This window comes from Hyphomicrobium sulfonivorans (assembly GCF_013306565.1).
GTDB classification, from domain to species: Bacteria; Pseudomonadota; Alphaproteobacteria; order Rhizobiales; family Hyphomicrobiaceae; genus Hyphomicrobium_A; species Hyphomicrobium_A sulfonivorans.
In genome coordinates this window covers 220,563-244,723 of sequence record NZ_PZPO01000004.1, presented here as the reverse complement: position 1 = coordinate 244,723, position 24,161 = coordinate 220,563, and the positions used below count along the sequence as shown (strand labels likewise).

The window sequence follows — 24,161 nt, the reverse complement described above, 5'->3', positions numbered from 1 at the left end:
CCTCAGCTCGCGGCGCGGACTTTTGCGGGCGCGCTGCCAGCATGGGGTCGCAGCCCGAGTAGATGACAGATGGCGTAGACGAGATCGGCGCGATTGAGGGTGTAGAAATGGAATTTCTTCACGCCCTCATCGACGAGATCCATCACCTGCTCGGTCGCAACCGCAGCTGCTACGAGATGCCCCGTCGCCGGATCCTCCTCAAGCCCGTCAAAGCGTCGCGCCAGCCATGACGGCATGCTTGCGCCGGCACGGGCTGCAAAACCGGCAACCTGCTTGAAGTTATGGATCGGCACGATGCCCGGAATGATCGGAATCCAGATGCCCGCCGCGCGCGCGCGCTCCAGAAAACGCAGATAGTGAGCGTTGTCGAACCCGAACTGCGTGATGATGCGATCTGCACCGGCATCAACCTTGGCTTTCAGGTTGTCGATGTCCGCGCCGACACTTAGGCTTTCTGGATGCTTTTCCGGATAACCGGCAACCGAAACTTCGAATGGCGCAATGCGCTTCAGACCGGCCACCAGGTCGGCTGCATTTATATAGCCGCCGGGGTGCGGTTCATAAACCGAACCGGGGCCACTGATGGGATCACCGCGCAACGCCACGATATGGCGAACGCCGCGCTCCCAGTAGTCGCGCGCGATGGCGTCGACTTCTTCCTTCGTGGCGGCAACGCAGGTGAGATGCGCAGCTGGTTTCATGTCGGTTTCATCGACGAGACGCATAACCGTGTTGTGCGTACGCTCACGCGTCGTGCCACCCGCGCCATAGGTCACCGAAACAAATTCCGGCTCCAGTGGCGCCAGTCGCTGGATGCAAGACCACAGCGCAGATTCCATCTTCTCCGACTTGGGCGGAAAGAACTCGAACGAGACATCAATCTCGCCAGCGCCCAACAATCTACTTTTACGTTCTGATGTCATCGCCATCAGGGTGCACCCTCCAGGGCACGCGCCGCGCGTGCCGTCTTCTCTATCGTTTTCGTGTTTGTTTCAGGCGGCCGCACCGCAAGCCACAGCGAGACCGTCAACGCCTCCGGGCCCGCTGCGGCCGTAGGCGCGAGATCCAACTGCTTTTGCGGGCTCAGCCCTGCGTCGCGCATCCATGCTGCCACTTGTCCAGCCGGAAAACCGAGGCGGTCGTGGGCATACTCATCGCGCAGAAATTCAAGATCGTGCGGAGCAAAATCGACGATGAGCAGCCGTCCACCGGGCGCCAGAACCCGCGCTGCTTCGCGAATGGCCTGCAGCGGATCGGAAAGGAAGTGCAGCACCTGATGCATCACCACAGCGTCGGCCGCGCCGTCGGCAAGGTTCAAAGCGTAAAGATCGCCGTGACGAACCTGCGCGCGGCCGAGACTGATGCCAGACAGCTTGCTTCGCGCATAGGCAAGCATGGCGTTGTTGACGTCGAAGCCAATGCCGCGGTCATAGCGGTCGGCGAGTAGTTCAAGGACGCGGCCAGTGCCGGTGCCTAAATCCACCAGCAGCGAAAATGGGCCCGCTCCGAGCGCATCGGCAATAGCAGCTTCAACATCGCGTTCGGCCACATGAAGTGCGCGGATTCGGTCCCAATCGGCCGCGTGCGCCTGAAAGTAGGACTGCGCGGATGCCTCGCGCTCGCGCTTCAGCGCTTCGGCCCGTTCCCGATCCCGCGCCATGCCCCGATCATCGGGGTCAACCAGCGAAAGGATGTCCATCGCGAGTTTGCCACCGGCGGAGCGGTCCGAAACATGGAAGTAGGCCCAGCTGCCCTCCCGGAAGCGTTCAACCAGTCCGGCTTCGGCGAGCAGTTTAAGATGGCGACTGATGCGCGGCTGGCTTTGCCCCAGGATGACGGTGAGATCCTTGACGCTCAATTCACCCGCCATCAGCAACATCAGGATACGCAGGCGTGTTGGCTCCGCCGCCGCCTTGAGCGCCGTCACGATGTCGTCGCTGGCAAATTTTCCAGGCACGGGCGCCGCTCCTCTGACTGCCGGGCATCATATAAACATATGTTTATGCGTCAAGCGGCGATCGAGCGAACAGCGCACCTTTGTTCTCCTTTCCAATCCTCCCGCACGGTGGAAATCACGGAATGGAACCAAACCCGGCGCCGCACCCTTTCAGAACAGCGGTTAACCCGGGAGTAAGCCTGTTGAGGTTAACGTAGGCTCCTACACCGCTCCGATGGACTCTCAATGCGCGTTGCCACCTTCGACCGGATCGAGCCTGCGATGCCCACGCAACTGCCGGCAAACATTTCGCAAACCTGTTCGCAGCGCACTGCGTTCGTGCTGCTTGTCTTGCTTGTTCCGTTCGCCTTTGCGGCCGGCCTGGCGACCATCAGCCTTGTGGTCGCAATCCTTTCGCCGGAGCTGCGCGCCACGCTCTTTAGTCAACCTCTGCTTGCAGCGGAGATCGCGACGGCGTTTGCACTCGTGGCATTCCTGGTCGCTCTGCCCATCAAGCGCCTGCTGGACCGGCTGCTGACGACGCGCGCGGTGAGCATCGAGGATGCGGGCGTGACGGTGACCGACAACGGCTATTTCATCACGGAAACCTGGTTCGAACCGCTGACGGCCTTCGTCGGCGTCGCCCCCCACATGCGCGCCACCCTGGGTGCGACGCGGCATGAGATCGTGCTGGTGCACCCCAAGCGTGGCAAATCCGTCCTCTTGAGTGTTGCCGCAAAAGCATCCCCGGCCGAACTGGACCGAATCGCCCACATGCTGGGTCAGCCGGTCGTTGCGGCCAGTGAACTCTACCGTTTTCGCAATCGGGCCCCTGGCTTTTCCACAGCTCGTCTACCGGATCCCAGCCATGCCTGAATCTTCGATCCTCGGAAAATTCCGCAGCGCTGCGGCGCAAGCTTTGACTGAAAGTTGCCTCACATGGCTAATAAGCCTGCGGAGGCGAGTATGGGCCGGACCGAATGCGGCCACCTCCAATATGTATGCCTTGAGGGAGTTCGATTATATGTTGAGCACCGTGGCGGTTCGCGCGACACGCGGCACTTCAACATGGGCGCTGGCTTTTGCCTGCCTCACCTTCGTCTGCATGCCGTTCGTTGCAATGGCCCAGACTGTCGCCCCGGAGCGTACAGCAGCGATAAAATCGCCTGTCAGCTCTGACACACCGGCGGCACCGTCCAATCGCCGTGAATCGCCGGCGGCCTATATGAAGCGTGTCGGCAACGAGTTGCTCGCCGCCTCTCGCTCTGGCTCCATGGCGCAGTTTGCGATGGTGCTCAATTCCAACGCCGACATTCCATCCATTGGCATCAGCGCCTTGGGCGAATATGCGCGCGTTCTGCCGAAGACTGATCGTCCGATCTACTACACCGGCATGATCAACTTCATCGCGCGCTATGCCTCGCGCGAAGCGCCGAAATATCCCGTGGCCCGCTTCATCGTTACGTCGCAGTCCAAGGAAGATCCGCGCGGCACCTACGTTGACAGCCGCATCACGCTGGAGAACGGCTCCAGCTACGATGTCCGCTGGCTCGTTGTACGCCGCGGCAACACCTACAAGGTGCGCGATGCTCAGGTCATCGGTTTCTGGATGACTTCGTTCCTCGACACCCTGTTCCAGAGCTTCATCAGCGATAACGGCGGCAACCCGAAGGCCCTCGTGGTTGCCCTCAATCGCTGATTGTTTACCCTACCGCACGCCAAAGCAGCGGCGTTCCCAACGGAACGTCGCTGCTTTTGTATTCGCGCCATCAAATCAGGCTTAAGCGGCGTGCCGCCCAAGCGTTTGCGCTGACACGGTCAAGCCGTTATGTTGCGCCGCTTGAGGTAGGGCCATGACGCAGGCGCAAGGCAACATCACGCAACGCAGCCAGTTCCCGCAGCTCCACGCTGCGGCGCTGTATCTGTATGCGCTGCTGTTTGCCGTCCTGTCGGTCGCTCCTGCCGGACCGTTGCTGGACAGCGGAATGGCCGCGGGCGTCCGTGCGGGCGCGCCGGCTCTCGATCACACGCTTCGCAGCGAAAACCTTGCGCTTGCGGCGCGCGTTTCACCCGATGAGCATTCGGGTGCGCCGTCATCCCCGCCGCCCCATGTCGCTGTCGCCGCGTCTGGCTTTGCAATCGCAGTTGCTCTCGGCCTGCAATCTACTGCGCGCGCGTCCTCCGCCAAGCTGCTCCATAAGGCGCGCGGCGCGCATCGTACGCGTGCGCCTCCCCCTGCCCTGCTGGTCTGATTTCACTCAACATCGCCGGTTCAAAGCAAACCGCCATGCGCATCGGGATACCGCACGCATGCGCGCGGATTTGAGCCTGCCATCTTTTCGCGCCCGCAGATTCCTGCGTTGCGCAAGCAGGGTAATCCCATGTTCTTTCCTATCCCGACCTTCAAGGGTCTCGATATCTTTCCGCACGGCACGCAAATCAACTTCATGCGCTTCAAGGGCACGTGTCTGGCGCTGTCCGTAATCCTGTCGATCCTGTCGGTGCTCGCCATGGGCGTCATCGGCTTCAACTACGGCGTCGACTTCAAAGGCGGCACGCTGATCGAAGTGCAGGCGAAGGATGGCAAAGTTGACGTTTCGGAACTTCGTAACAAGCTCTCCGAACTCGGCCTCGGCAGCGTGCAGATTCAGTCGTTTTCCGATCAAAACGTGCTGATCCGGGTTGAAACGCAACCGGGCGGAGAAGAGGCACAGCAAGGGGCGCGCACCAAGATCGTGGACGCGCTCGGCTCCGGTTTCGAGCAGCGCCGCGTTGAGATCGTCGGCCCCGCTGTCTCCAGCGAACTGAAGCGTTCGGGCACCTGGGCCGTCATCGGCTCGCTGATCGCGATCTCAGGCTACGTTTGGTTGCGCTTCGACTGGCAGTTCGCTGCCGGCGCCATCCTGTCGCTGCTCCATGACGTCGTGGTCGTGGCTGGAATTTTTGCCCTGTTCCAGCTCGAATTCGATCTGTCAATCGTCGCGGCGTTGCTGACCGTCTTGGGCTATTCGATCAACGATACCGTCGTGATCTCCGACCGCATTCGCGAGAACCTGCGGCGTTACAAGAAGATGCCGATCGATAAATTGATCAATGTGTCGATCAACGAGACCCTGTCACGCACCTTCCTGACCGGCCTCACGACGGTCGTGGTGCTGGTAGCCTTGCTGGTGTTCGGCGGCGAAGTGCTGTTCAACTTCTCGCTGGCGATGCTGCTTGGCGTGCTGATCGGCAGCTATTCATCGGTCTTTCTGGCCGCGCCTCTGCTCGGATATCTGGGCGTTCGCCGCGATATCCTGCACGGCTCGAAGGCCGAAAAGGGACAAAGCGAGCCCGAACCGCGCCACTACAATCCCGCATTTACGCCGCCTGCGCGTCCTGCGGTTGCCGCCTCGGTCGTTGATGCTGAGGTCGTGTCAGACAGTGGTACCCCGGCCCCCCGTTAGGGGGCCGAGGCCATATAGACGCCCGATTTTTCGCCCATGGCTGGACTGGGGAAACATAATGAGTAAAAGCTCATCAAGGGCGACGAAGACGTTGGGGGAGTTCATGAATTCCAGAATATGGCTGGTGGCGGTTTTACTCGCCGCCCCGGCGGTGGCCCAGGCGCGCTCGATCGCAGATCAGCTCCGCAAGCTCGATCCGGAAGAGCGTGCGCACCAGGTCTGCGTTATCAAGGGCATCGACACCATCCGCCGCGACGGCAAGCTGCCAAAGGCTGACCGCATCAAGACCAGCATCACGGGACGGGCGGAGTTCACGGGTGGCGAGGTTTCGACCAAGGGCGGCGCCGTGCGCGCGAAATCGCATTGGTACAAGCTGAAATTCACCTGCGCCGTTTCGGAAGATCAGATGAAGGCGTTGAGTTTTAAGTATGAGGTCGGCGCCGAGATCCCCGAAGAAACGTGGGAAGATCTGGGCCTGTGGCGCTGACCGCAATCTGCGCGTGCGCCACGCCACCATCGCCAGCACAATGAACAACACCGCGGATGAGTATCCGCGGTGTGTTTGGCGTGTTGGAAAGTCGGCAGACGTCAATCGTCGTAGCCGACCAGAATTTCGCCGGTCTTCGGATGAACGTGCGCGTCGATGCGGGTGCCGTGCTGATCGACCAGCTCGACTTCATAGACGCCATCGTCGGTTTCGATTTCCAGCACCTTGTAGCCGGCGGCACGCAGCTTCTCACCCACCTGATCCGGGCTCAGCCACTGGGCGCGTGGCACGCTGATCTGCGTGGTTGCAGCAGCATTGTCGACGGCCATTGCAGGCGTAACGATGGCGACAGCAGCGGCGAACAGCGGCAGCATGATGTACTTCTGCATGGACTTGTTTCTCCTCGATTATGGGGCGCATGTGTCCGGCCCCTCCCGGCCAACGACAGCGTGTCGTCGATCCATGACCAACCTCGCAGATGTCCGCTGACAGCCATCTGATGGACGCTGTCAGGGATTTGTCAGCAGACTGGGTGCACGATGGGGCTACGTCTGGAGATGATGTCCGTGCCTGTTTATCGTCGGCTGCTCTGTGCCTTCACAGCAGTTCTCATGCTTGTTGCGGTAGTGCCCGGTGCACTGATGGCCGATGACCTCGGCCCCGAGGAAGCGCAGCGATTGCTGCGGTCTGGCCGTATCAAAGCACTCGGCGATATCGTCACCATCGTGCAGAAGCAGGTGGACGGAGACCTCATCGACGCTGAACTCGATGAGGAAGACGGCGTTTACATTTACGAGCTCAAGATCCTGCGCCGCGACGGCCGGTTGCAGGAGATTGAAGCCGACGCCTCCACCGGCAAGATCCTGAAAATCGAGGATGACGACTGATGCGTTTGCTGTTGGTCGAGGACGAACCTCGCATCAGTGCCGCGATCAAAGCCGCACTGGAAGCGGCCGGTTACGCTTGCGACGCGGCCCTTGATGGCGAAGACGCATGGTTCCGTGGCGACACTGAGGATTATGATCTCGTCGTGCTTGATCTCGGCCTGCCGCGCATGGATGGCCTCTCGGTGCTCAAACGCTGGCGCGCCGATGGCCGCAACATGCCGGTGCTGGTGCTGACGGCGCGCGGTGCCTGGCCCGAGCGCGTTGAAGGCATCGACGCCGGTGCGGATGACTATCTGACGAAGCCGTTCCAGACCGAAGAACTGCTGGCGCGTGTGCGGGCGCTGATCCGACGCTCTACTGGCCATGCCAGCGCGGTGATTGCATCGGGGGCAATTGCGCTCGATACGCGCCAGATGCGGGTGCTGAATGCTGGCGTGCCGATCCAGGCCACGCCGCTGGAATATCGCCTGATCGCTTATCTCATGCACAACAAAGGCCGTATTGTTCCGCCGCACGAACTGATCGAACACCTGTACGGCGACGATGACGCGCGCAACGCCAACGCGCTCGAAGCGCTCGTGATGCGGTTGCGCAAGAAGCTGGGTTCCGACGCGATCGAAACGCGGCGCGGCTTCGGCTACATGATGCCGGATGCCAAGCCATGAACATGCGCTCGCTGCGGGTGCGCCTGCTGGCCGGCGCTGCGGCGTTCATACTCGTTGCGCTGGCGCTGGCCGCGTTCGCTTTGACATCGCTGTTTGAACGGCACGTCACGCAATGGATGGATAGTGAGCTGGCAAACCATCTGGATCAATTGATTGCCGGCATAGACCGCGATGCCGCGGGCAAGATCGTCATCGCACGCACCCCGGCCGATCCCCGTTTCCAGAAGCCGCTGTCGGGCCTCTACTGGCAGGTGGAGATTGACCCCGCAGGCCCGGTGTATCGCTCCCGCTCGTTATGGGATGCAACACTTGATCTTCCCGCCGAAGCGGTCATCGACGATGACGTGCGCAGTTATGAGCTGCCTGGTCCCGCGGCGCAGTCGTTGCATGTTGTAGAGCGGCGCATAGCGCTGCCCGCCCGTCTCGATGGCAAGACCGCGCGCATCGCCGTGGGCATCGATGCCGCCGATCTGGCCGCCGCGAAGCGGAATTTTGCCGGCGCCTTGTTGCCCTATCTGGCACTGCTGGCGCTGCTGCTGATTGCAGCGGGATCGGCGCAGGTTGCGATTGGGCTGCGTCCGCTTGCAGCAATACGCCAACGGCTGACAGCTATCGGCGCGGGGACGCAAACGCGGCTCGGCAACGACTTTCCCGAGGAGGTCATGCCGCTGGTGAGCGAAATCGATGCGCAGCTTGACGCGCGCGAACGCCAGATTGAAAAGGCACGTGCCCGCGCAGCCGATCTCGCGCACGGTTTGAAAACGCCGCTGCAGGTGCTCGCCAGCGACGCTGAACGCCTGCATGCCAAAGGCGAATCCGAAATTGCCGGCGAGATCGATGACATCCGCGCCATCATGCAACGGCACATCGAGCGCGAGTTGACGCGTGCGCGCAGCAGCGCCGCCAACATGAATGTTACCACGGAACTCCTGCCCATCGCGCAACGGGTGCTGCGGGTTGCACAGCGTACACCGGCCGGCGAACGCATAACGTGGACCACGGACATCGCACCGCAACTGGCTGCGCGTATCGATGCCGACGATCTCACGGAAGCGTTGGGCAATCTGGTTGAAAACGCCACCCGACACGCAGCAAGCGCGATCACCCTTCGCGCGCAAACCGAAGGCGATGCGATTGCGTTGGCGGTGCTGGATGATGGCCCCGGCATGTCGGCTGAGGATGCCGAAATCGCCCTGAGGCGCGGCGGCCGTCTCGATACCTCCGGATCAGCCGGACTGGGCCTCGCTATCGTCGGCGATATCATGGAAGCGTGGGACGGTACGCTCAATATCGAGACTTCAGCTCCCGGCGGAAACATGGTGCTGCGCCTGCCTGCTGCCATAAAACACAAGCCCGTGCACCGCCAGCGGTAACTTTGCAGCGCTGGCCAACGTATGCGGTTATGATCCGGGTACGCCGCTAGCCAGCAGGACCTGCCTACGATGGACAGTCATCAAGCGTCCCACGATAGCAATGGACAGCATGCGCGCACGTTTGTTTATCGCCATCCGCTGACCGTGCGCATCACCCATTGGGTTAACGCGCTATGCCTGCTTGTTTTGCTGCTGAGCGGCTTGCAGATTTTCAACGCCCACCCGGCGCTCTACTTCGGCGAAACCTCTGATCCGGGCCGGGCCGTATTGATGATGGGCGCAGAACAAAACGCCGATGGCGGATACTCAGGCGTTACCCAGATCGGCAACTATACGTTCAATACCACCGGCGTGCTCGGATTATCCCGTGGACCGTCCGGCCAACTTGAGGAGCGCGGCTTTCCGAGCTGGCTGACGCTGCCGTCGTACCGCGACCTCGCAACCGGACGACGCTGGCATTTCTTCTTTGCCTGGGGGCTGGTGCTCAATGGACTGTGTTATCTGATCTACGCGATCTGGAGCGGCCATGCGCGCCGTGATCTGGCACCGACGCGCCATCAGCTGCGCCATATCCGCCGTTCGCTGCGCGAACATCTTTTGCTGCGCTTCTCCGCTGACGAGCAAGGTCGCGGCTATAATGTGTTGCAGAAGCTTTCGTATCTGGCGGTGATCTTTGGTCTGCTGCCGTTGGCCGTTCTCACCGGGCTGACGATGTCGCCTGCACTCGATGCCGCTTTCCCGTTCCTGCTCGACATATTCGGCGGACGTCAGAGCGCGCGCATGATTCATTTTCTTTGCGCGCTAGGGATCACCGCTTTCGTGATTGTTCACGTCGGCATGGTGCTGGCGTCCGGCCTCTGGAACAACATGCGCGCGATGATTACCGGCCGCTATTCGGTGCCTATACGGGAGACCGCTGATGATCAAACGTAAACGCACACTCAGCCGTCGCAGTTTTATCATCCGTGGCGCCGCAGCCGGTGGCGCGGCTTTGCTCGGCGGCTGCGATCAGCTTTCTCAATCGCCATCGTTCCGCGACATGCTGAACCGTGCCGAGGGCCTCACTGAGTGGGCGCAGCGCCTTGTGCTTTCTCAGCGCTCGATGGCCCGCGAATATGCTGAAAGCGATATCTCCGTCTACTTTAAGCCGAACGGCTCCACGCGCGTTGCCGATCCTGAATACATCCGCGCGTCGCAAAACGGCTTTGTCGATTGGAAGCTGCGCATCAGCGGATTGGTGGAGCGACCCGGCGAATTCAGCCTCGATGAACTGCGGCGCCTGCCTTCACGCACACAGATCACACGCCACGACTGCGTCGAAGGCTGGAGCGCCATCGGCAAATGGAAGGGCGCGCAGCTAGGCCCCATCCTGCAAAGCGTTGGCCTCAAGCCCGATGCACGCTTCATCGTATTCCATTGCGCCGACAAGCTCTCGTTCTTCAGCAACTATTACGAGAGCATCGACCTTATCGATGCGTTCCACCCGCAAACGATCCTGGCCTATGAAATGAATGGTGCCGCGTTGCCCGTGCCGCACGGCGCGCCACTGCGGCTGCGCGTTGAACGCCAGCTCGGCTACAAGCACGCCAAATACATCCAGCACATCGAGGTTGTGGCGAGCTACTCCGACATCGGCGACGGTCGTGGCAGCTATTGGGCTGACCGAGGCTACGAATGGTATGCGGGTATCTGAGCTGATCCACAGGCGCCGCGCCGGGAAACCGATGCCGGATTTAACGCCGGCATCGCATCGCTAGCTTTAGCCTTACCGCTCTCAACCCTTCTCTTCGTCGAGATTGAGGCACACCGAGTTGATACAGTAGCGTTTGCCCGTCGTCGTCGGTCCATCGTCGAACACGTGACCGAGGTGAGAGCCGCACCGGGCGCACGTAATCTCTGTGCGCTCCATCCCGTGCGAATGATCCGCGTGATAGGCAACCGCACCCGGCAGCGCCTGATCGAACGAAGGCCAGCCGGTTCCGCTGTCGAACTTTGTATCTGTCGCAAAAAGCGGATTACCGCACGCGGAACACCGGAAGATGCCGTCGGCATCGACGTGCAGATATTTGCCGGTGAACGGCGCCTCCGTGCCCTTCTCGCGCAGCACGCGGTATTCTTCCGGCGTCAAAACCCGACGCCATTCCTGCTCGTCCATCTTGGCGGGATCGCCCTGCGTCGTCGTATTTCTGTCCATAGGGCCTCAGATAATGACTCCGCTGGCAAAACCCAAGCCTTCGCAACGTTTGCAGCTCTTAAATCACATGTTGCATCAGCCGCTTGCCGGATGCTCCGCAGTCTGACAGCAACCAACGCATATAGGTCACACTTGCCGAAGTTATCTCAGATGCCATTGTCGCATAATTGAGTTCAAACTTGACATGCTTAGTAAGGTATCACCTATGGGTCCGAGGGTTTGCGCAATCGGGATGAACTCGGCACCATGAATTATCTTACCCGACCATTTTTTTTGAACAATTCCAGTGTGGCAGCGACGTTGGTCGCGCTCGCAATCCTCTGCGCACCCGCAGCCACCGCCCAGGAAAATTCGACCACCGGCGCACCGTCGCTTACAGCTCCGCTTGATGCCGGAACGACGTCGGCAGCGCCTCAGCCGACGATGGCCCCGCCAAGCGCAACACCGCAAGTGCTGCCGAGCGCATCCCAACCGATCGCACCTGCGGCCACGGCCCAGAATGCAGCGCCAGCGCCGGATACCGCTCCGGCAGCAACCGCAACGCCTGTTGCGCCACCCGCTGCACCGGCCAACATGCCTTCGGCCGCCGCCACCGGCGTGCCGGAACCGTCAATGCCGGCTGCCCCGACAACAACGCCATCCACCGCTGGCGCCCGGTTCGCACCCGCATCTGACGCGGCCCCGCAGATGGGCGGGTTCCAGCCGGGCAGCCAAGCCAACGATCTGTCGCAAGGGTTAACGGCGCCGCCTGCAGCGGCCGCCGACGCAGCCCCGGTCGATCAGCCCCACGAGATCAGCAACAGCCTTGGCACCGGCCTTGTCGATGGAGCTACCGACGAGCCTGCACTCGCAGCTTCGGAAAGCGCCGGCAGTGAACTGCATGTGCCCCATGACCTTTCGCCGTGGGGCATGTTCATGGCGGCCGACATCGTCGTTAAGACGGTCATGGTCGGGCTAGTGCTTGCTTCGGTCGCCACCTGGACGATCTGGCTCGCCAAAAGCATCGAGCTGATGGCCGCACGCAGCCGCATGCGCCGCGCCCTGCGCAAACTGGCCGCCGCCAATTCGATGAGCGAGGCCATGAGCCTCATCGATGCCAAGCGCGGCCCTGTTCCCGCGATGCTGCGCGCCGCCATCGCCGAGACGCGGGCGTCATGGGATCTCCCTGACAAGTACGCCATCAAGGATCGCATCAAGGCGCGGCTGGAACGGATCGAGCTTGCCTCGGGTCGCGACGTGGCCCGCGGCACCGGCATGCTCGCAACCGTTGGTTCGACCGCACCGTTTATCGGTCTGTTCGGCACCGTGTGGGGCATCATGAACAGCTTCATCGGTATCGCGGAAACGCAGACCACCAACCTTGCCGTTGTCGCACCGGGCATCGCCGAAGCGCTGCTGGCAACGGCTTTCGGCCTTATCGCCGCGATTCCTGCGGTGATGATTTACAACCACTTCGCGCGCTCGATCGCCGGATACAAGGCGCTGGTCGGTGATGCTTCGGTTGCTGTCCTTGGTATCGTGTCACGAGATTTCGACCGTGGCGTGCGTCCTGAACTGAGAGCGGCGGAATAGCGATGGCTGGCGGCCTGCAAGACGACGATCTGTCGGAATCCCATGAGATCAACGTCACACCGTTCATCGACGTGATGCTGGTGCTGCTGATTATCTTCATGGTGGCGGCGCCGCTGTCGACCGTCGACGTGCCGGTCGATCTGCCGGTGTCGGCCGCGCAGCCAGCCAAAAAGCCAGACAAGCCGCTTTATGTAACGCTCAAGTCCGATCTGTCGCTGGCCGTCGGCAATGACATGGTGCTGTGGGGCGGCCTTGCGCAGGCGCTCGATGTGCAGACCCAGAACGATCGCAACAAGCGGGTATTCCTGCGGGCGGACAAAACTGTTCCCTACGGCGAACTGATCCGCTTGATGGATGCCCTGCGTCAGGCCGGTTACGTCAAGGTTGCACTTGTAGGGCTTGAAGGCGTGCCCGGCCGTGCATCCGCCACGCCGCCTGCTGTTGCTCCAACATCGGCCAGCGGCGCAACGGCTGCACCCGCTTCAGCCCCGGCTTTGTCACCGTCAACACCAGCTGCACCGGTGCCCGCGACCTCGCCATGAGCGCCCATTTGGAATTTCTTGAAGGTTCAGGCGCGCGGCTGCGGCGCTGGGTGTTCGCATCCATGCTGATCTTTTCGGCCCACGCCGCTGCGGGCGCATTGGCTTTCGTGAACTGGCAGGAAGAAGACTCCCTCGAAGAAGACTCCGGCGTTTTCCTGGTCGAGTTTGCACCGGCACCGGCTGCTCCGCCCGCAGAACCCGTGAATCTCGCTCTCGGTCTGCGTTCTGATGAATCCGCCGCTTCCGCTGCCCCCACCGAAGAGGTGAAGGAGAAGTCGGAAGTCGAAACGCCGGAAGTACCTGAGGCTCCTCTCGCACCCGAGCCAGAAGTGGTGGTCGAGAAGAAAAAGGAAGTCATCGAGGAGCCGGAAGAAAAGGAAGAGCAGGAAGATCCGCGCCCAGCGCAGGAGGCGTTGCCACAAGCAGCTTCAGCCGCACAGGAAGCCGCCGCGCCCCCGCCAATGGATGCTCCCGTGGCTGACAAACCGAAGGGGCCGAAGCAGGGCATTTCTAACAAGGTTTCTACTGCGGTCGTAACCTGGCAGAAGTCGATCAGCCTGCACCTCAACAAGCACAAGCGCTATCCGTCCGCGGCCCGTAGCAACAAGATTGAGGGCACCGCCAACGTTTCCTTCACGTTGGATCGTTCCGGCAAGGTCATCCGCGCAGAGGTCATCAAACCCTCAGGCTCGGAACTGCTGGACGACGAAGCGCTTGAGACGCTGAACCGGGCAAGTCCGTTTCCGACGCCACCATCGGAAGTAACGGATCACACGATCCGCTTCACGCTGCCGATTCAATTCAAGTTCAAGCACTAAGCCTGCAACACATTCAAACTGCGGACCGGATTCCCTGTATCCTCGTGACACGATGTGTCTGGCTCTAGTCGCTTCGTCGGCTCGGGATCGGCGATGCTGCTAAAACGATGCTGCGCTCTGGCACGTCACGTGATCGCGACGATCTCCGCTTCGCCGCCCGCCACGCGCACGCTGTCGCCGATCGACTTACCCGCAAGTGCGCGGGCCAGCGGCGACACATAGGAAATCGAGCCCTTGGCCGGATCGGCTTCATCCTCGCCGACAATCCGATAGGTCTGCTTGCGCCCGTCTTCCCGCTCGATGGTGATCGTCAGTCCGAACTGCACTATTGTTGTATCAGCTGCAGGCGGCACCAGCTCGGCGGAGGCAAGGCGCGCGCTCCAGTATCTCAGGTTCCTGGCCGTTGCCGCCATCTCGGCGCGGTCGCCGTCTGCCTGCGCCGTCGCGTGCGCGGCATCCAGACGGCTCACTTCCACTTCGATTTGCGCAAGACCTTCCGCCGTTACCAGATTGGCGTGCTCGGAGATAAGCCGGTCCGGCAGCTCATCGACGCTATCCTGCTCCTTCACAAACGCGCGGCTCATACCGTCTCCTTTCGCAGCGCGCCCGACGGCGCCCGAGTAAACGGCAAGTATACGGCGATCCGGCTATAATGGCAGCCGTGACGGTAGCTTGATGGTCACTGACTGGCAAAGCTTGCCAATTAGGCGCGAGGTTTCCCCGTGAAGAGCAAGACGACCATGACCGGCTTCGAGAAACGCCGTCAGCGGCTGCTGTCACGCCCGGCCTTCGCCAAACGCATGCTGCGGGCAGCTCTTTTCTGGCTGATCGTCACCATGTCCTGCCTCGTCGTTGGCATTGCGGGCTATGCCATCTTCGAAGGCATGTCTCTGACGGATGCCTTTCTCAACGCGTCCATGATTCTTTCCGGCATGGGCTCGGTTTCCGAATTGAAGACGACGCAGGGGAAACTTTTTGCCGGATTCTATGCAATATTTTCCGGCCTCATTATCATCGTAGCGTACGGCTTCGTGCTGGCTCCGATCGCCCATCGGGTGCTGCATAGATTCCACATTGAGACGCAGGATGAAGACTGATGCCGGTGCTGCCCGATCTGCCCGCCACCGAGGCAGCAATCGTTGAAATGACGAATGCGTTTCGGGCGCGCAACGGTCTGAGCCCGGTGGTCCAGAATCCCAAGCTCACCGCAGCAGCTGTCGCTTATGCCAAAACGCTCACCGCCTATAAGGGGCTCTCGCATACGGCCGATGGCACGACAGCAGCACAGCGTATCGATGCCGTTCGATACGGACATTGTCAGATTGCGGAAAATCTCGCTTCTCTGCTGGACTCACGCGGCTTTACCGCCAGTGAGTATGCGCGCAGCGCGGTTGAAGGCTGGGAAAACTCGCCCGGCCACCGCAGGAACATGCTGCTCCCCCACGTGACGGAAACCGGCGTCGGCATCGCGCGCGCGCCCACCAAAGAGCCCAAGTACATCGCCGTACAGCTGTTCGCGCGCCCGGTGACGTTCAAATACAAGTTCAAGGTAGTGAACCGGGCGCAGCATGCCATCACCTATGCGCTGAACGGCAAGGACAACACGATCGAACCGCGTGAGATCGTCACCCACACAGCCTGCACACCCGGCACGCTGGCGTTCAATCAGGGCGTGGACCCAATCCGCACCTTTACCGCGGAGGGTGGAGCGGTGTTCGCCATCAAGCCGAACGCGAATGGCAGCGGCGCAGCGGTGACATTAGAAGCAGCCAACGACTCAAAGCGCTAGAGCTCCGCTCCCGCGTTACGGCTGCATGGAGGCTGGCGCTGGCGCCACTGCCTGATCGACGCGCCGTTGCATCAACTCATGCAAGCGCAGACGCGCTGTCGGCATCGCCTCTTCACGCGGACGCAGTACGCGAGCTTCGATAAAGTGCTGCGTCAGCAGCAGCCCGGCCACCACATCGGCGTCCGTTGTCGCGCCAGCCTGTCTTTTCTTGGCCAGAAACGCCGGCAGACGCAGCAGTCGGTCTTTGTATTCTTCGCCGGCCGCTGCGGATACCGCCCGGCCCGACTTTGGCGACACATAAATCAGATCGTCGGACGCACCGCTCGCCGCGCAGGTGGAAAGATCGAGACCGAAACCCAATTCATCCAGCAGCGCCAGCTCCCAACGCACCATCAGAGCGGGCCAGACTTCAGGCTCATCGAGGTAGCTCAGCACAAACAGCGCAACCTCGAACAAACCGGGATGGGGATCGCGCTCGGGCAGCAGGCGCGCCAGAGCACACAGCGACGACAGGCCGGCCAGCGTCAACGCATCGTCCATGGCCGGCGCGGCATAGCCGCGGCGCAGCTCAACCTGCACATGCCCGAGCTGGTCCGCCAGACGCGCCTTCCACGTTGCATCGACGTGGTTTCCCATCTGCAGCACCGGACGCAGCTTGCGCGAGCGCCCGCCGTGGACCAGCCCCAGATGCCTGCCCTGCCCACGGGTGAACAGTTCGGCTATCGCAGCCGTTTCCCCGTGCGGCTTGACCGAGAGGACGATGCCTTCATCCGTCCATTGCATGACTTCAAGACCTGTCGTTACCGCCGCGCCGCCACCGTCCGTAGCGCCATGGCGCCAGCGGGTGCCACTCAGCGGTTATATCGGGCACCGGATCATGCCCATGCGTACCCCATGGATGGCAGCGGGACAAACGCGACACCGTAAGCCAGAACCCACGCCAGGCGCCGTTCTTATCGATCGCCTCCAGCGCGTATTCGGAGCAGCTCGGCGCATGGCGGCAGCTCCATCCGACCAGGGCTTTCAGCGTCCAGCGATAAAGATGGATCGGCGCCTTAAGCAGCGCGGCTGCGATGTTCATGCGACAGGCGCGCCGTTCCCGCTTGCCATCTGATCAGGCGGAGGCCGACGCAGCGTCGGAACCAGCGGAAGCCCCGTTGGCCTGTTCGATTTCATCGATAGCCTGCTCCAGCGCATCGAACACCAGCAGAACCGACCCATGCCGCGCCTTGTAGTGGCGCACCGGCTCCAGCACCGACAGCTCGGCGAAGCGACCGCCGGGGGCCGGACCATTCTCCTTCAGCATTGCGCGCATGTCGGCAGCCGCTGCGCGAACCTCCGCCGCGCTGGCGCCTACGATATGCGCGCCGACGATTGCGCACGCCGCCTGCCCGAGCAGACAGGCTTTTACAGTCTGGCCGTAGTCAGCCACCACGCCATCGCGCAGGCTCAGATCGATCGTGACGGTCGAACCGCACAGCCGCGAATGGGCCGTAACCGACGCATCCGGCGTCGTCAGCCGCTCTGAACGGGGCATGTGCGCCGCCAGTTCAAGCAGCTTCGTGTTGTAGATCTCGTTGAGTTCGGCCATATCCAGTCCGATATTGCATCCTGCCGCCGTCCAGCGGTTATCGCTGTTGCAGGCGGTCGATGGGCTCACCCGTGCTGCCACCAGCATTGCGGCGGCCTTTCCATTGGCCCAGCCAATGCCGATAATATAGGACAGCTTGCTGCGCACCGCACCGGCATGGCCACTATTTTCGGTGGGGTCAGAGCCCGACACGCCTGAACGCAGCGCCAGCGCGAACCAAGGAGCCCTCCGGTGTCGAAGCCGTCGCTGCCAGAAATCCAGCCCCCCGCTGCGGCCAAGCCCTCCCGCGAGCAGGCCGAGGAAGCCGTGCGCACGCTGCTGGCCTGGGCGGGCGACGATCCTGCCCGCGCTGGCCTTACCAATACGCCGCGCCGCGTCACCGACGCGTTCAGCGAATTATTCAGCGGCTATGCGTGTGACCCGGCAGCGGAACTGGCGCGGACGTTCGAAGACGTTTCCGGCTACAGCGACATGATCCTGCTGCGCGATGTGCGGCTTGAAAGCCATTGCGAGCATCACCTCGCCCCATTCAGCGGGCTGGCCCATGTCGCCTATCTGCCAGATCGCCGCGTGGTCGGTCTTTCACGCATGGCCCGCATCGTCGACATCTTCGCCCGCCGCCTGCAGGTGCAGGAATCGCTCACCGCGCAGATCGCCGAAACGATCCAGCAGGCGCTGCAGCCGCAAGGCGCAGCGGTGATGATCCTTGCACGGCATAAATGCATGGCCTTCCATGACACCAATCAGCCGGACGCAATCATGGAGACGACGCACTTCACCGGCGTTTTCAATGAAGACACGCATTGGCGCCAGCGCTTCATCGATGCAGTCCGGGCGCCAGCACGGCTTTGACAGCATCGATCGCAAGCCAGCACTTGCGTTCAAATCGCTCGCATTCAATCAAGCGCGTTAGCGCAATAGCTTCAATTCCAGCAGGTTTACATGAGCGCGCCCGCATCGCAGCCGTTCGCAACACGCGGCACCAAAGCTGAAATCGAGAACGGACTATCGTTTCAACCGAAGTTCGATGGTGATGGTCTGATCCCGGCTATCGTCACCGACGCCCGCACGGGTGAGGTGCTGATGTTCGCCTTCATGAATGCGCACGCACTGAAGCTGAGCATCGACACAGGCATTGCGCACTTCTGGAGTCGCTCGCGCGCAGCGCTCTGGAAGAAGGGCGAGGAAAGCGGCAATTTTCTCAACATTGTCGAGATGCGCACCGATTGCGATCAGGATGTCATCTGGGTTCGCGTCGACGTCGCCGGGGATGGTCGCGCCTGCCACACCGGCGAACGGAGCTGCTTTTATCGCGTCATCAAATCGAGTTCAGATGCCGACGAAGCCGCCGCCCTAACCGTTGCTGCGGATGCCTGCCGCCACGATTAGGCCGATCACGAACTAACCTTCCTTTAGTTTTGCTGCGTTGCGGATGCTAATTTCGCAGCGCGATATCGCGCGCGCATAGTGCAGGGTTAATCTGTCGCACCTATATCTAATCATAGCGAAGGATCAGGTTCGGGGAATTCAGGGCCGCGCAACGCGTCCAGCAGGAAATCGGCAGGGCAACATGACCAAGGCAAAAATCGGTCTGGCACTTGGCGGGGGCGCGGCTCGCGGCTGGGCCCATATCGGCGTCCTGAAGGCGTTGCTCAAAGCTGGCATAAAGCCCGACATCATCGTCGGCACTTCGATTGGAGCCGTCGTCGGTGGATGCCACGCAGCGGGCCACCTTGAGGAACTCGAAGGTTTTGCGCGCGAGCTGACACGGCGCCGGGTGTTCGGCTATCTCGATTTCAACTTCGGCGGCACTGCGCTGATCAACGGCCAGCGGCTGTGCAATCGGCTTGAGCAGCATCTTGGCGATCTGCGCATTGAGGATCTGCCGTCGCGATTCAGCGCCGTCGCCACTGAACTGGGCAGCGGACATGAAATCTGGCTGTCACGCGGCAAGCTGGTGGAGTCCATGCGCGCGTCGTACGCGCTGCCGGGGATCTTCCGTCCGGTGAAAATCAATGATCGCTGGCTGTTCGATGGCGCGCTGGTGAACCCGATCCCCGTATCCGTCGCCCGCGCCCACGGCGCGCGCTATGTGATTGCGGTCAATCTCAACTTCGACAGCTGCGGGCGCGGCACCGTCGTTCCGCACATCGAGTCGGAGGAAGCACCAGCGTCGACAGCGGTCGCAGAACCGGCGGCGGAACAGAGCAAGCCGGCCATGCGACGCCTGCTCAAGCGCCAGGTGCTTGGCCGCAGCGAAACGACGCCGGGCATCTCGCGCGTGATGGTTGAGGCATTCAACATCGTGCAGGATCGCATTGCCCGGTCGCGACTTGCAGGCGATCCGCCGGATGCGCTGATCAATCTGCAGCTCTCGGACATCGGACTGTTCGATTTCCACCGTGCCGATGAACTGATCCAGCGCGGCGAGGCCGCAGCGCAGCGCCACATCGCCGATGTGCGGCGGGAGATCAACGCGCGTAATCATATTTACGGCGGCGTGCACGCTGAAACCGTTTCACAGACGTTCGACGCTGGCGGGTAAGTTCAAAGACATCACAGCGGCTGATGGCGGCCGACCGCTCGGCAGGCGTGGACCAAATGCCGGGTTCATGCGCTCGCGCTACCGGCTTCGAAATTGCACGCCTTACCACTAACGGGCGTTGCGCAGATCGATGTCCTGTACGGCAAACCTGACAAAGGCGAGCGAAAAACGTCCAATCGAAATTCAGCGTCCGCAACATGGCAATATCGCGGACCGCCGAACCGACCTTTGCAGCATCAACCGGTAACGAAATAGCCGCGCATCGCGGTAACTTCCATTTCCACTTCAGCGATGTGATGCTTCACGATATCGCCGATGGAAACGATACCCACAAGCGCACCGTCTTCGATGACGGGAACATGACGGAAGCGGCCTTGCGTCATCACTTCCATCAGCTCATCGAGCGTCGTGTGTTCCTGGCACGTGATGACGTTAGTGGTCATCGTCTTGGCCACCGGTTCGCTGAGAACGTCGGGCCCGCGCTCACCCAATTTCCGCACGACGTCGCGCTCAGAAACAATACCGGCGACATCACCATTGTCGCCAACGATAACGATCGCGCCAATTCGCTTGTTAGTCAGCTTGCTGATGATGTCGAGAAGCGTTGCATCAGGACGCGCCGTAGCAACTGTCCGACCCTTCGCTTTCAAAACTTGCCCGATATTCATTGCATCTCCTCCACTGTTCGTGAACAGCCAAGGAACCATCGGATGGCAACCCTTAGCCCACCGCCAGTTGACGCAAAGCTACCAAACCATCATCGGTTGCTTCTATCGGCGTATCGATATCGTGATGCAAGAAATCGCACCGTGCAAGACCTATCAATGCAAAAGCGTATCGCGAGTTCCTTCGTCATTTGCCTTTTGCGGTGCATCAAAAAAACCAAACGCTAACAATCCGGCGAAATAGCCACCGATATGCGCTTCCCATGCAATGCCGCTCTCACCCACGCTGCCAAAGCCAAACACCGCTAAAACATTGGCAAAAAGAAACACCGCAGTGACAGTCAAAACGCGCTTATCTTGCAGCGCGGCAGGCAGCGACATCAACGGCGCAGCGCGAGGGTTTTCCCGCAGTGCAGTGAACCCGCCTCTATCCACAGCCGTAAACATGAAGCGCATCGTAGCGCCCATTAAACCGGAAATAGCACCCGAAGCACCAACCATCGGCGCCAATAGTCCGGGATTGAAAACCAGAAATGTCGCCGCGCCAGCGATGCCGCAAACGACAAACAGCAAAATGAAACGTAAGGAGCCGACGCGGTTCGCAATCGCGGCGCCGAATGCAATCAGCCACGCGCCGTTGAATGCCAGATGCATCCAGTCGCCGTGCACCATCGTGTGCGTGACGAACGACGTGACGGCCGTAACGTCACCGCCCGGCAGAAGCGGCGCATAGCCCGAGTAGCGCGCCGGGATGAATGCGAGCGCCAGCGTCACCCAGCCGTCCCACGCTTCGGGCAGCAACATGCGGATGACTTGCACCGCAATCATCACAAGCAGAACACCGAACACGGCGTTGTGCAGATTGAACATCGGCTCGTGCCGGTTTTGGCTCACGGCGGCTTCCCTTTTGCGCGGCTCATTCGACGCGTGTTCAAAACGAACACCCGATCACGCCTGAACCAGAGTTAACGCTGAGCTTCAGGCCGGACAACTCAGATGTTGGGCGCCAGATTTCTGCTCCCTCCGGTCCCTGCTCCTTACCCCAGCCCCCAACCGCATTGATGGCACGGTTGCTGCTTTCTCAGATCCAACCCGGGTTGATCGCACGCACCTTCGTGTCATTCCGGGACAACTATTCATAAAGTCCGAAGGCACCGAGGGGGCGGCCAGTTCGAATATGGAATTGAAACACAAGACCAGTCGCGTCCTCTATTCGTACTGGAACACGGTGCGGGGAACCCGCGCCACGCCTCGCCGCTTCGAGATTGAGCCGGCGAAAATTGCCGCGATCCTGCCGTGGACGTTCATTCTGGAGCGCATCGACACCGACGCATTCCGCTTCAGGCTGGCAGGCACGCATGTCTGCGATATCTTCGGCGTTGAGCTGCGTGGCTCAAACTTCCTCGATGGATGGTCAAGCCTGGACCGGCTGGCCATCGTCCGCCATCTGGCTGCGCTGACCAAACACAGCGCCGTCCTCAGCATCTATCTGGAAGCCGCCCCGGTTGCACGGGCATCATCCCAGTTCGAAGCCCTTCTCCTGCCGCTCCGGCATACCGACGACAAGATCGATCGAATTCTGGGCGCGCTAACGCCGCTGGACACTCCGCCCTGGCTCGGTGAGTTGCCTATCACCGCCAAACGCGTCATTTCCCATGAGCTGTCTTTCCCGGCCGGCGTTTCGACCACCGACGCTAACGATCCCCAGCGGCCGGTTGCTTTGAAGGCTTCGCTGACTGCCCCGGTGTTGCTGCCGACAGCACACGCCCGCGTCGTGCGCTCTGAGCGGCGGCAGTTCAGGGTTTTTGAAGGCGGGCTCGGCAACAACAACGCCGACAAGACCTGAGGTCGCTCTCTCTCTTCGCCCCGTTGCGATTGCACCACGCGCCCTGTTCCACTACGGGGCGCGCGAAATGCTCTGGCCTGACACAAGCATTGAAGCATTACTCACTACGCAAACAACAACCCGCGCAAAGCATGTCGCGGCCAGTCACGCCCGTTTCATACAGAAATGGAGCGCAAATTAGCTCTTCGTTAAACCCGATCACTCAATAGTTGGCTCAGGAACAGAGCCTTCATTGTGTGCGTTTTGACTTGGCTCGCGGCAGAGGACCGGCATCGGCTGGACCAAGCGCAGGAACGCCCATGTCAACGGGTTCGGAAGTCATCAAGCAGCCTGAGCCGGAAAACCCCGGCCCCACAGGGCGATCACAAAGGCGCTTCCCGCGCTTTTCAGTAAGCCTGCCCGGCCGCTTCATGCGTTCCGACAAGCTGGATTATCCCTGCCAGCTTATCGATATTTCCGTCGAAAGCGCTGCGATGACGACGCCCATTCCGCTGCGTGTGGGCGAACATCTGATCGTTTATCTGACGCGTTTGGGCGGCCTTGAGGGCAGCGTTGTGCGCCTGTTTCCGGGCAGCTTCGCCATGGCTATCAGCGGCACCCAACGCAAGCGCGACAAGCTCGCGGTGCAATTGCCACGGCTGGCGGCTGAAACCGAAATTCCAGACGGCGAAGTGCGGACCTATCCGCGCGTGTCAGCCAATGAATCCGCCCTGCTCGTGCTGGAGGACGGCTCAAGTTTCGTTTGCCCTCTGCATGATCTCTCAATGTCCGGTGCCGCCATTGTGACGCCTGAGCGCCCGCCGCTGGGATCGCAGGTGATGCTTGATAAACGAGCCGCAACCGTCGTGCGCCACCACGAGCGTGGCATCGCGGTGAAGTTCCACGAGCGCTTCATCACGGCGGAGTTCGGCTCAAGCTTCAGATCTCAATCACGAAGGTAAATGATTGACGAGTTTTTCAGTTCAAATCCGCGGGCACAGTTTCAGCGTAATTCGAGTTCTGTCGGGTAGCTTCAGGGAAAGAGTAACGGGGTTTGGGTCATGCAGCGGGTTCAGCTTAGCGCTTTCGTCCTCATCGGTGGCTTGATTGCCTCTACGGCAGCCGGCGCGCAAACCGTGTCGAACATCCAGAAGCCGGAGAAGGGTCAGAAGATCGAGAAGTCGGTGAAGGCTTCCTCGTTCATGCGCATTTTTGGACCGGCGCAGCCTCCGCATGGGTTCGTACGTTTCTGCGAAGCGAATCCGAAGGAGTGCGATCCCGACCATGGTCAGGAGGCGCGTTTTGAAGCGACCGCCGAGCGCCTGATGGAACTGGACGACATCAACCGCACCATCAATCGCGAAATCGCACCCGCGACCGATCTGGAAGTGTACGGCGTCAACGAATACTGGACGCTGCCGACCACACGCGGCGATTGCGAAGACTACGCGCTGTTGAAGCGCAAGCGGCTGATCGAAAAAGGCTGGCCGGTCAGCTCCGTGCTGATGACGGTTGTGCGCGATGAAAAGGGCGAAGGTCACGCCATTCTCACCGCCCGTACGACGCAAGGCGATTTCATCCTCGACAACAAGCTTGAGGACGTTCGCCTGTGGCATAAGGCGCCCTATCAATTCGTGATGCGTCAGTCGTATCTGAACCCGAGGGTTTGGGTTGCTCTCGACACGCGGCACGGTCCGCTGGCGACAACCATCTCCGGCCGAATTGATCGCAGCACTGAATAAATTCCAGTCGCATGCCGATATGAATTGCGCGGCGTCCTATGGGCGCCGCGCTCTGTTGTTCAGCCCCGGGTGTTTTGTTTTAGC

General features: G+C 61.0%; 32 protein-coding genes. 21 read left to right on the top strand and 11 right to left on the bottom strand.

Annotated elements, in window-relative coordinates:
* Positions 1 to 2 precede the first annotated feature (2 nt).
* Both metF and C6Y62_RS09465 read right to left on the bottom strand, forming a co-directional pair.
* Positions 3 to 929 (bottom strand): methylenetetrahydrofolate reductase [NAD(P)H], encoded by a 927-nt coding sequence (gene metF / locus C6Y62_RS09470; RefSeq protein ID WP_173953719.1) that lies wholly within the window; start codon positions 927 to 929, stop codon positions 3 to 5.
* Positions 929 to 1,957 (bottom strand): ArsR/SmtB family transcription factor, encoded by a 1,029-nt coding sequence (locus tag C6Y62_RS09465; RefSeq protein WP_338074361.1) that lies wholly within the window; start codon positions 1,955 to 1,957, stop codon positions 929 to 931. The genes metF and C6Y62_RS09465 overlap by 1 nt, the downstream gene beginning before the upstream one ends.
* Positions 1,958 to 2,182: 225 nt before the next feature.
* On the opposite strand from C6Y62_RS09465, the gene C6Y62_RS09460 reads away from it, so the two are divergent.
* The 5 genes from C6Y62_RS09460 to C6Y62_RS09440 all read left to right on the top strand — a co-directional run bounded on the left by C6Y62_RS09460 (position 2,183) and on the right by C6Y62_RS09440 (position 5,869).
* Complete coding sequence (locus C6Y62_RS09460; RefSeq protein WP_173953718.1) at positions 2,183 to 2,812, top strand: hypothetical protein; 630 nt, start codon at positions 2,183 to 2,185, stop codon at positions 2,810 to 2,812.
* Positions 2,813 to 2,960: 148 nt separating this feature from the next.
* Positions 2,961 to 3,635 carry an ABC transporter substrate-binding protein gene (locus C6Y62_RS09455; protein ID WP_246274546.1) on the top strand — a complete coding sequence of 225 codons (675 nt, stop codon included), beginning with the start codon at positions 2,961 to 2,963 and terminating at the stop codon, positions 3,633 to 3,635.
* A 154-nt stretch (positions 3,636 to 3,789) separates the two neighbouring features.
* Positions 3,790 to 4,188 (top strand): hypothetical protein, encoded by a 399-nt coding sequence (locus C6Y62_RS09450; RefSeq protein WP_173953717.1) that lies wholly within the window; start codon positions 3,790 to 3,792, stop codon positions 4,186 to 4,188.
* A gap of 129 nt (positions 4,189 to 4,317) precedes the next feature.
* The gene (secF, locus tag C6Y62_RS09445; RefSeq protein WP_173953716.1) at positions 4,318 to 5,382 is read left to right on the top strand and encodes a protein translocase subunit SecF; all 1,065 of its coding nucleotides are present in this window, start codon (positions 4,318 to 4,320) and stop codon (positions 5,380 to 5,382) included.
* Between the two features lie 103 nt (positions 5,383 to 5,485).
* The gene (locus C6Y62_RS09440) at positions 5,486 to 5,869 is read left to right on the top strand and encodes a DUF930 domain-containing protein (RefSeq protein ID WP_173953715.1); all 384 of its coding nucleotides are present in this window, start codon (positions 5,486 to 5,488) and stop codon (positions 5,867 to 5,869) included.
* A 101-nt stretch (positions 5,870 to 5,970) separates the two neighbouring features.
* Here the strand turns inward: C6Y62_RS09440 and C6Y62_RS09435 are convergent, their stop codons facing one another.
* Positions 5,971 to 6,258 carry a PepSY domain-containing protein gene (locus C6Y62_RS09435; protein WP_068462449.1) on the bottom strand — a complete coding sequence of 96 codons (288 nt, stop codon included), beginning with the start codon at positions 6,256 to 6,258 and terminating at the stop codon, positions 5,971 to 5,973.
* Between the two features lie 222 nt (positions 6,259 to 6,480).
* On the opposite strand from C6Y62_RS09435, the gene C6Y62_RS09430 reads away from it, so the two are divergent.
* The 5 genes from C6Y62_RS09430 (at position 6,481) to C6Y62_RS09410 (ending at position 10,487) form a co-directional block, all read left to right on the top strand.
* Positions 6,481 to 6,756: a PepSY domain-containing protein gene (locus C6Y62_RS09430; RefSeq protein WP_173953714.1), complete on the top strand. Its 276-nt coding sequence runs from the start codon at positions 6,481 to 6,483 to the stop codon at positions 6,754 to 6,756.
* The gene (locus C6Y62_RS09425; RefSeq protein WP_173953713.1) at positions 6,756 to 7,421 is read left to right on the top strand and encodes a response regulator transcription factor; all 666 of its coding nucleotides are present in this window, start codon (positions 6,756 to 6,758) and stop codon (positions 7,419 to 7,421) included. Before C6Y62_RS09430 ends, C6Y62_RS09425 begins: the two co-directional genes overlap by 1 nt.
* Positions 7,418 to 8,794 carry a sensor histidine kinase gene (locus C6Y62_RS09420; RefSeq protein WP_173953712.1) on the top strand — a complete coding sequence of 459 codons (1,377 nt, stop codon included), beginning with the start codon at positions 7,418 to 7,420 and terminating at the stop codon, positions 8,792 to 8,794. The genes C6Y62_RS09425 and C6Y62_RS09420 overlap by 4 nt, the downstream gene beginning before the upstream one ends.
* Before the next feature lie 69 nt (positions 8,795 to 8,863).
* Positions 8,864 to 9,727, top strand: coding sequence for a cytochrome b/b6 domain-containing protein (locus C6Y62_RS09415; RefSeq protein ID WP_173953711.1), 864 nt, complete (start codon positions 8,864 to 8,866; stop codon positions 9,725 to 9,727).
* Complete coding sequence (locus C6Y62_RS09410) at positions 9,714 to 10,487, top strand: molybdopterin-dependent oxidoreductase (RefSeq protein WP_173953710.1); 774 nt, start codon at positions 9,714 to 9,716, stop codon at positions 10,485 to 10,487. Before C6Y62_RS09415 ends, C6Y62_RS09410 begins: the two co-directional genes overlap by 14 nt.
* Positions 10,488 to 10,568: 81 nt before the next feature.
* On the opposite strand, the gene msrB is transcribed toward C6Y62_RS09410, so the two are convergent.
* On the bottom strand, positions 10,569 to 10,988 hold the full coding sequence (gene msrB, locus C6Y62_RS09405; RefSeq protein ID WP_173953709.1) for a peptide-methionine (R)-S-oxide reductase MsrB: 420 nt from the start codon (positions 10,986 to 10,988) through the stop codon (positions 10,569 to 10,571).
* 413 nt (positions 10,989 to 11,401) lie between these two features.
* Complete coding sequence (locus C6Y62_RS16435; RefSeq protein ID WP_068462463.1) at positions 11,402 to 11,632, bottom strand: hypothetical protein; 231 nt, start codon at positions 11,630 to 11,632, stop codon at positions 11,402 to 11,404.
* A gap of 43 nt (positions 11,633 to 11,675) precedes the next feature.
* On the opposite strand from C6Y62_RS16435, the gene exbB reads away from it, so the two are divergent.
* The 3 genes from exbB to C6Y62_RS09390 are packed head-to-tail and all read left to right on the top strand — an operon-like array spanning position 11,676 to position 13,920.
* Positions 11,676 to 12,560, top strand: coding sequence for a tonB-system energizer ExbB (gene exbB / locus C6Y62_RS09400; RefSeq protein ID WP_246274544.1), 885 nt, complete (start codon positions 11,676 to 11,678; stop codon positions 12,558 to 12,560).
* Positions 12,561 to 12,562: 2 nt separating this feature from the next.
* The gene (exbD, locus tag C6Y62_RS09395; protein WP_173953708.1) at positions 12,563 to 13,102 is read left to right on the top strand and encodes a TonB system transport protein ExbD; all 540 of its coding nucleotides are present in this window, start codon (positions 12,563 to 12,565) and stop codon (positions 13,100 to 13,102) included.
* Complete coding sequence (locus tag C6Y62_RS09390; RefSeq protein WP_068462469.1) at positions 13,099 to 13,920, top strand: energy transducer TonB family protein; 822 nt, start codon at positions 13,099 to 13,101, stop codon at positions 13,918 to 13,920. Before exbD ends, C6Y62_RS09390 begins: the two co-directional genes overlap by 4 nt.
* Positions 13,921 to 14,045: 125 nt before the next feature.
* On the opposite strand, the gene greA is transcribed toward C6Y62_RS09390, so the two are convergent.
* A complete protein-coding gene (greA, locus tag C6Y62_RS09385; protein ID WP_068462471.1) occupies positions 14,046 to 14,504 on the bottom strand; it encodes a transcription elongation factor GreA in 459 nt (152 codons plus the stop codon).
* Positions 14,505 to 14,642: 138 nt separating this feature from the next.
* Between greA and C6Y62_RS09380 the strand changes: the two genes are divergently transcribed.
* Together C6Y62_RS09380 and C6Y62_RS09375 are read left to right on the top strand one after the other, a co-directional pair.
* On the top strand, positions 14,643 to 15,017 hold the full coding sequence (locus C6Y62_RS09380; protein WP_245281916.1) for a hypothetical protein: 375 nt from the start codon (positions 14,643 to 14,645) through the stop codon (positions 15,015 to 15,017).
* Positions 15,017 to 15,709, top strand: a complete 693-nt coding sequence (locus C6Y62_RS09375) for a CAP domain-containing protein (RefSeq protein WP_068462473.1) — start codon at positions 15,017 to 15,019, stop codon at positions 15,707 to 15,709. Before C6Y62_RS09380 ends, C6Y62_RS09375 begins: the two co-directional genes overlap by 1 nt.
* Positions 15,710 to 15,724: 15 nt before the next feature.
* Here the strand turns inward: C6Y62_RS09375 and recO are convergent, their stop codons facing one another.
* From recO to C6Y62_RS09360, 3 genes are read right to left on the bottom strand one after another with little or no spacing between them, the layout of a single operon-like run.
* Positions 15,725 to 16,492, bottom strand: a complete 768-nt coding sequence (gene recO, locus C6Y62_RS09370; protein ID WP_173953707.1) for a DNA repair protein RecO — start codon at positions 16,490 to 16,492, stop codon at positions 15,725 to 15,727.
* 4 nt (positions 16,493 to 16,496) lie between these two features.
* A complete protein-coding gene (yidD, locus tag C6Y62_RS09365; RefSeq protein ID WP_173953706.1) occupies positions 16,497 to 16,790 on the bottom strand; it encodes a membrane protein insertion efficiency factor YidD in 294 nt (97 codons plus the stop codon).
* A 33-nt stretch (positions 16,791 to 16,823) separates the two neighbouring features.
* A complete protein-coding gene (locus C6Y62_RS09360) occupies positions 16,824 to 17,300 on the bottom strand; it encodes an iron-sulfur cluster assembly scaffold protein (protein WP_173954004.1) in 477 nt (158 codons plus the stop codon).
* 231 nt (positions 17,301 to 17,531) lie between these two features.
* Between C6Y62_RS09360 and folE the strand changes: the two genes are divergently transcribed.
* The 3 genes from folE (at position 17,532) to C6Y62_RS09345 (ending at position 19,845) form a co-directional block, all read left to right on the top strand.
* Complete coding sequence (gene folE / locus C6Y62_RS09355) at positions 17,532 to 18,152, top strand: GTP cyclohydrolase I FolE (RefSeq protein WP_173953705.1); 621 nt, start codon at positions 17,532 to 17,534, stop codon at positions 18,150 to 18,152.
* 90 nt (positions 18,153 to 18,242) lie between these two features.
* On the top strand, positions 18,243 to 18,689 hold the full coding sequence (hisI, locus tag C6Y62_RS09350; protein WP_173953704.1) for a phosphoribosyl-AMP cyclohydrolase: 447 nt from the start codon (positions 18,243 to 18,245) through the stop codon (positions 18,687 to 18,689).
* Positions 18,690 to 18,870: 181 nt separating this feature from the next.
* Positions 18,871 to 19,845, top strand: a complete 975-nt coding sequence (locus tag C6Y62_RS09345; RefSeq protein ID WP_173953703.1) for a patatin-like phospholipase family protein — start codon at positions 18,871 to 18,873, stop codon at positions 19,843 to 19,845.
* Between the two features lie 236 nt (positions 19,846 to 20,081).
* Here the strand turns inward: C6Y62_RS09345 and C6Y62_RS09340 are convergent, their stop codons facing one another.
* Both C6Y62_RS09340 and C6Y62_RS09335 read right to left on the bottom strand, forming a co-directional pair.
* Entirely contained in the window at positions 20,082 to 20,513 is a 432-nt protein-coding gene (locus tag C6Y62_RS09340) for a CBS domain-containing protein (protein ID WP_173953702.1), read from the bottom strand.
* Between the two features lie 153 nt (positions 20,514 to 20,666).
* Positions 20,667 to 21,404 (bottom strand): rhomboid family intramembrane serine protease, encoded by a 738-nt coding sequence (locus C6Y62_RS09335; protein ID WP_338074362.1) that lies wholly within the window; start codon positions 21,402 to 21,404, stop codon positions 20,667 to 20,669.
* A 283-nt stretch (positions 21,405 to 21,687) separates the two neighbouring features.
* On the opposite strand from C6Y62_RS09335, the gene C6Y62_RS09330 reads away from it, so the two are divergent.
* The 3 genes from C6Y62_RS09330 (at position 21,688) to C6Y62_RS09320 (ending at position 24,077) form a co-directional block, all read left to right on the top strand.
* Positions 21,688 to 22,356, top strand: a complete 669-nt coding sequence (locus C6Y62_RS09330) for a PAS domain-containing protein (protein ID WP_068462490.1) — start codon at positions 21,688 to 21,690, stop codon at positions 22,354 to 22,356.
* A 299-nt stretch (positions 22,357 to 22,655) separates the two neighbouring features.
* Positions 22,656 to 23,297 (top strand): PilZ domain-containing protein, encoded by a 642-nt coding sequence (locus C6Y62_RS09325; RefSeq protein ID WP_173953701.1) that lies wholly within the window; start codon positions 22,656 to 22,658, stop codon positions 23,295 to 23,297.
* A gap of 99 nt (positions 23,298 to 23,396) precedes the next feature.
* A complete protein-coding gene (locus tag C6Y62_RS09320; protein ID WP_083509700.1) occupies positions 23,397 to 24,077 on the top strand; it encodes a transglutaminase-like cysteine peptidase in 681 nt (226 codons plus the stop codon).
* Positions 24,078 to 24,161: the final 84 nt, after the last annotated feature.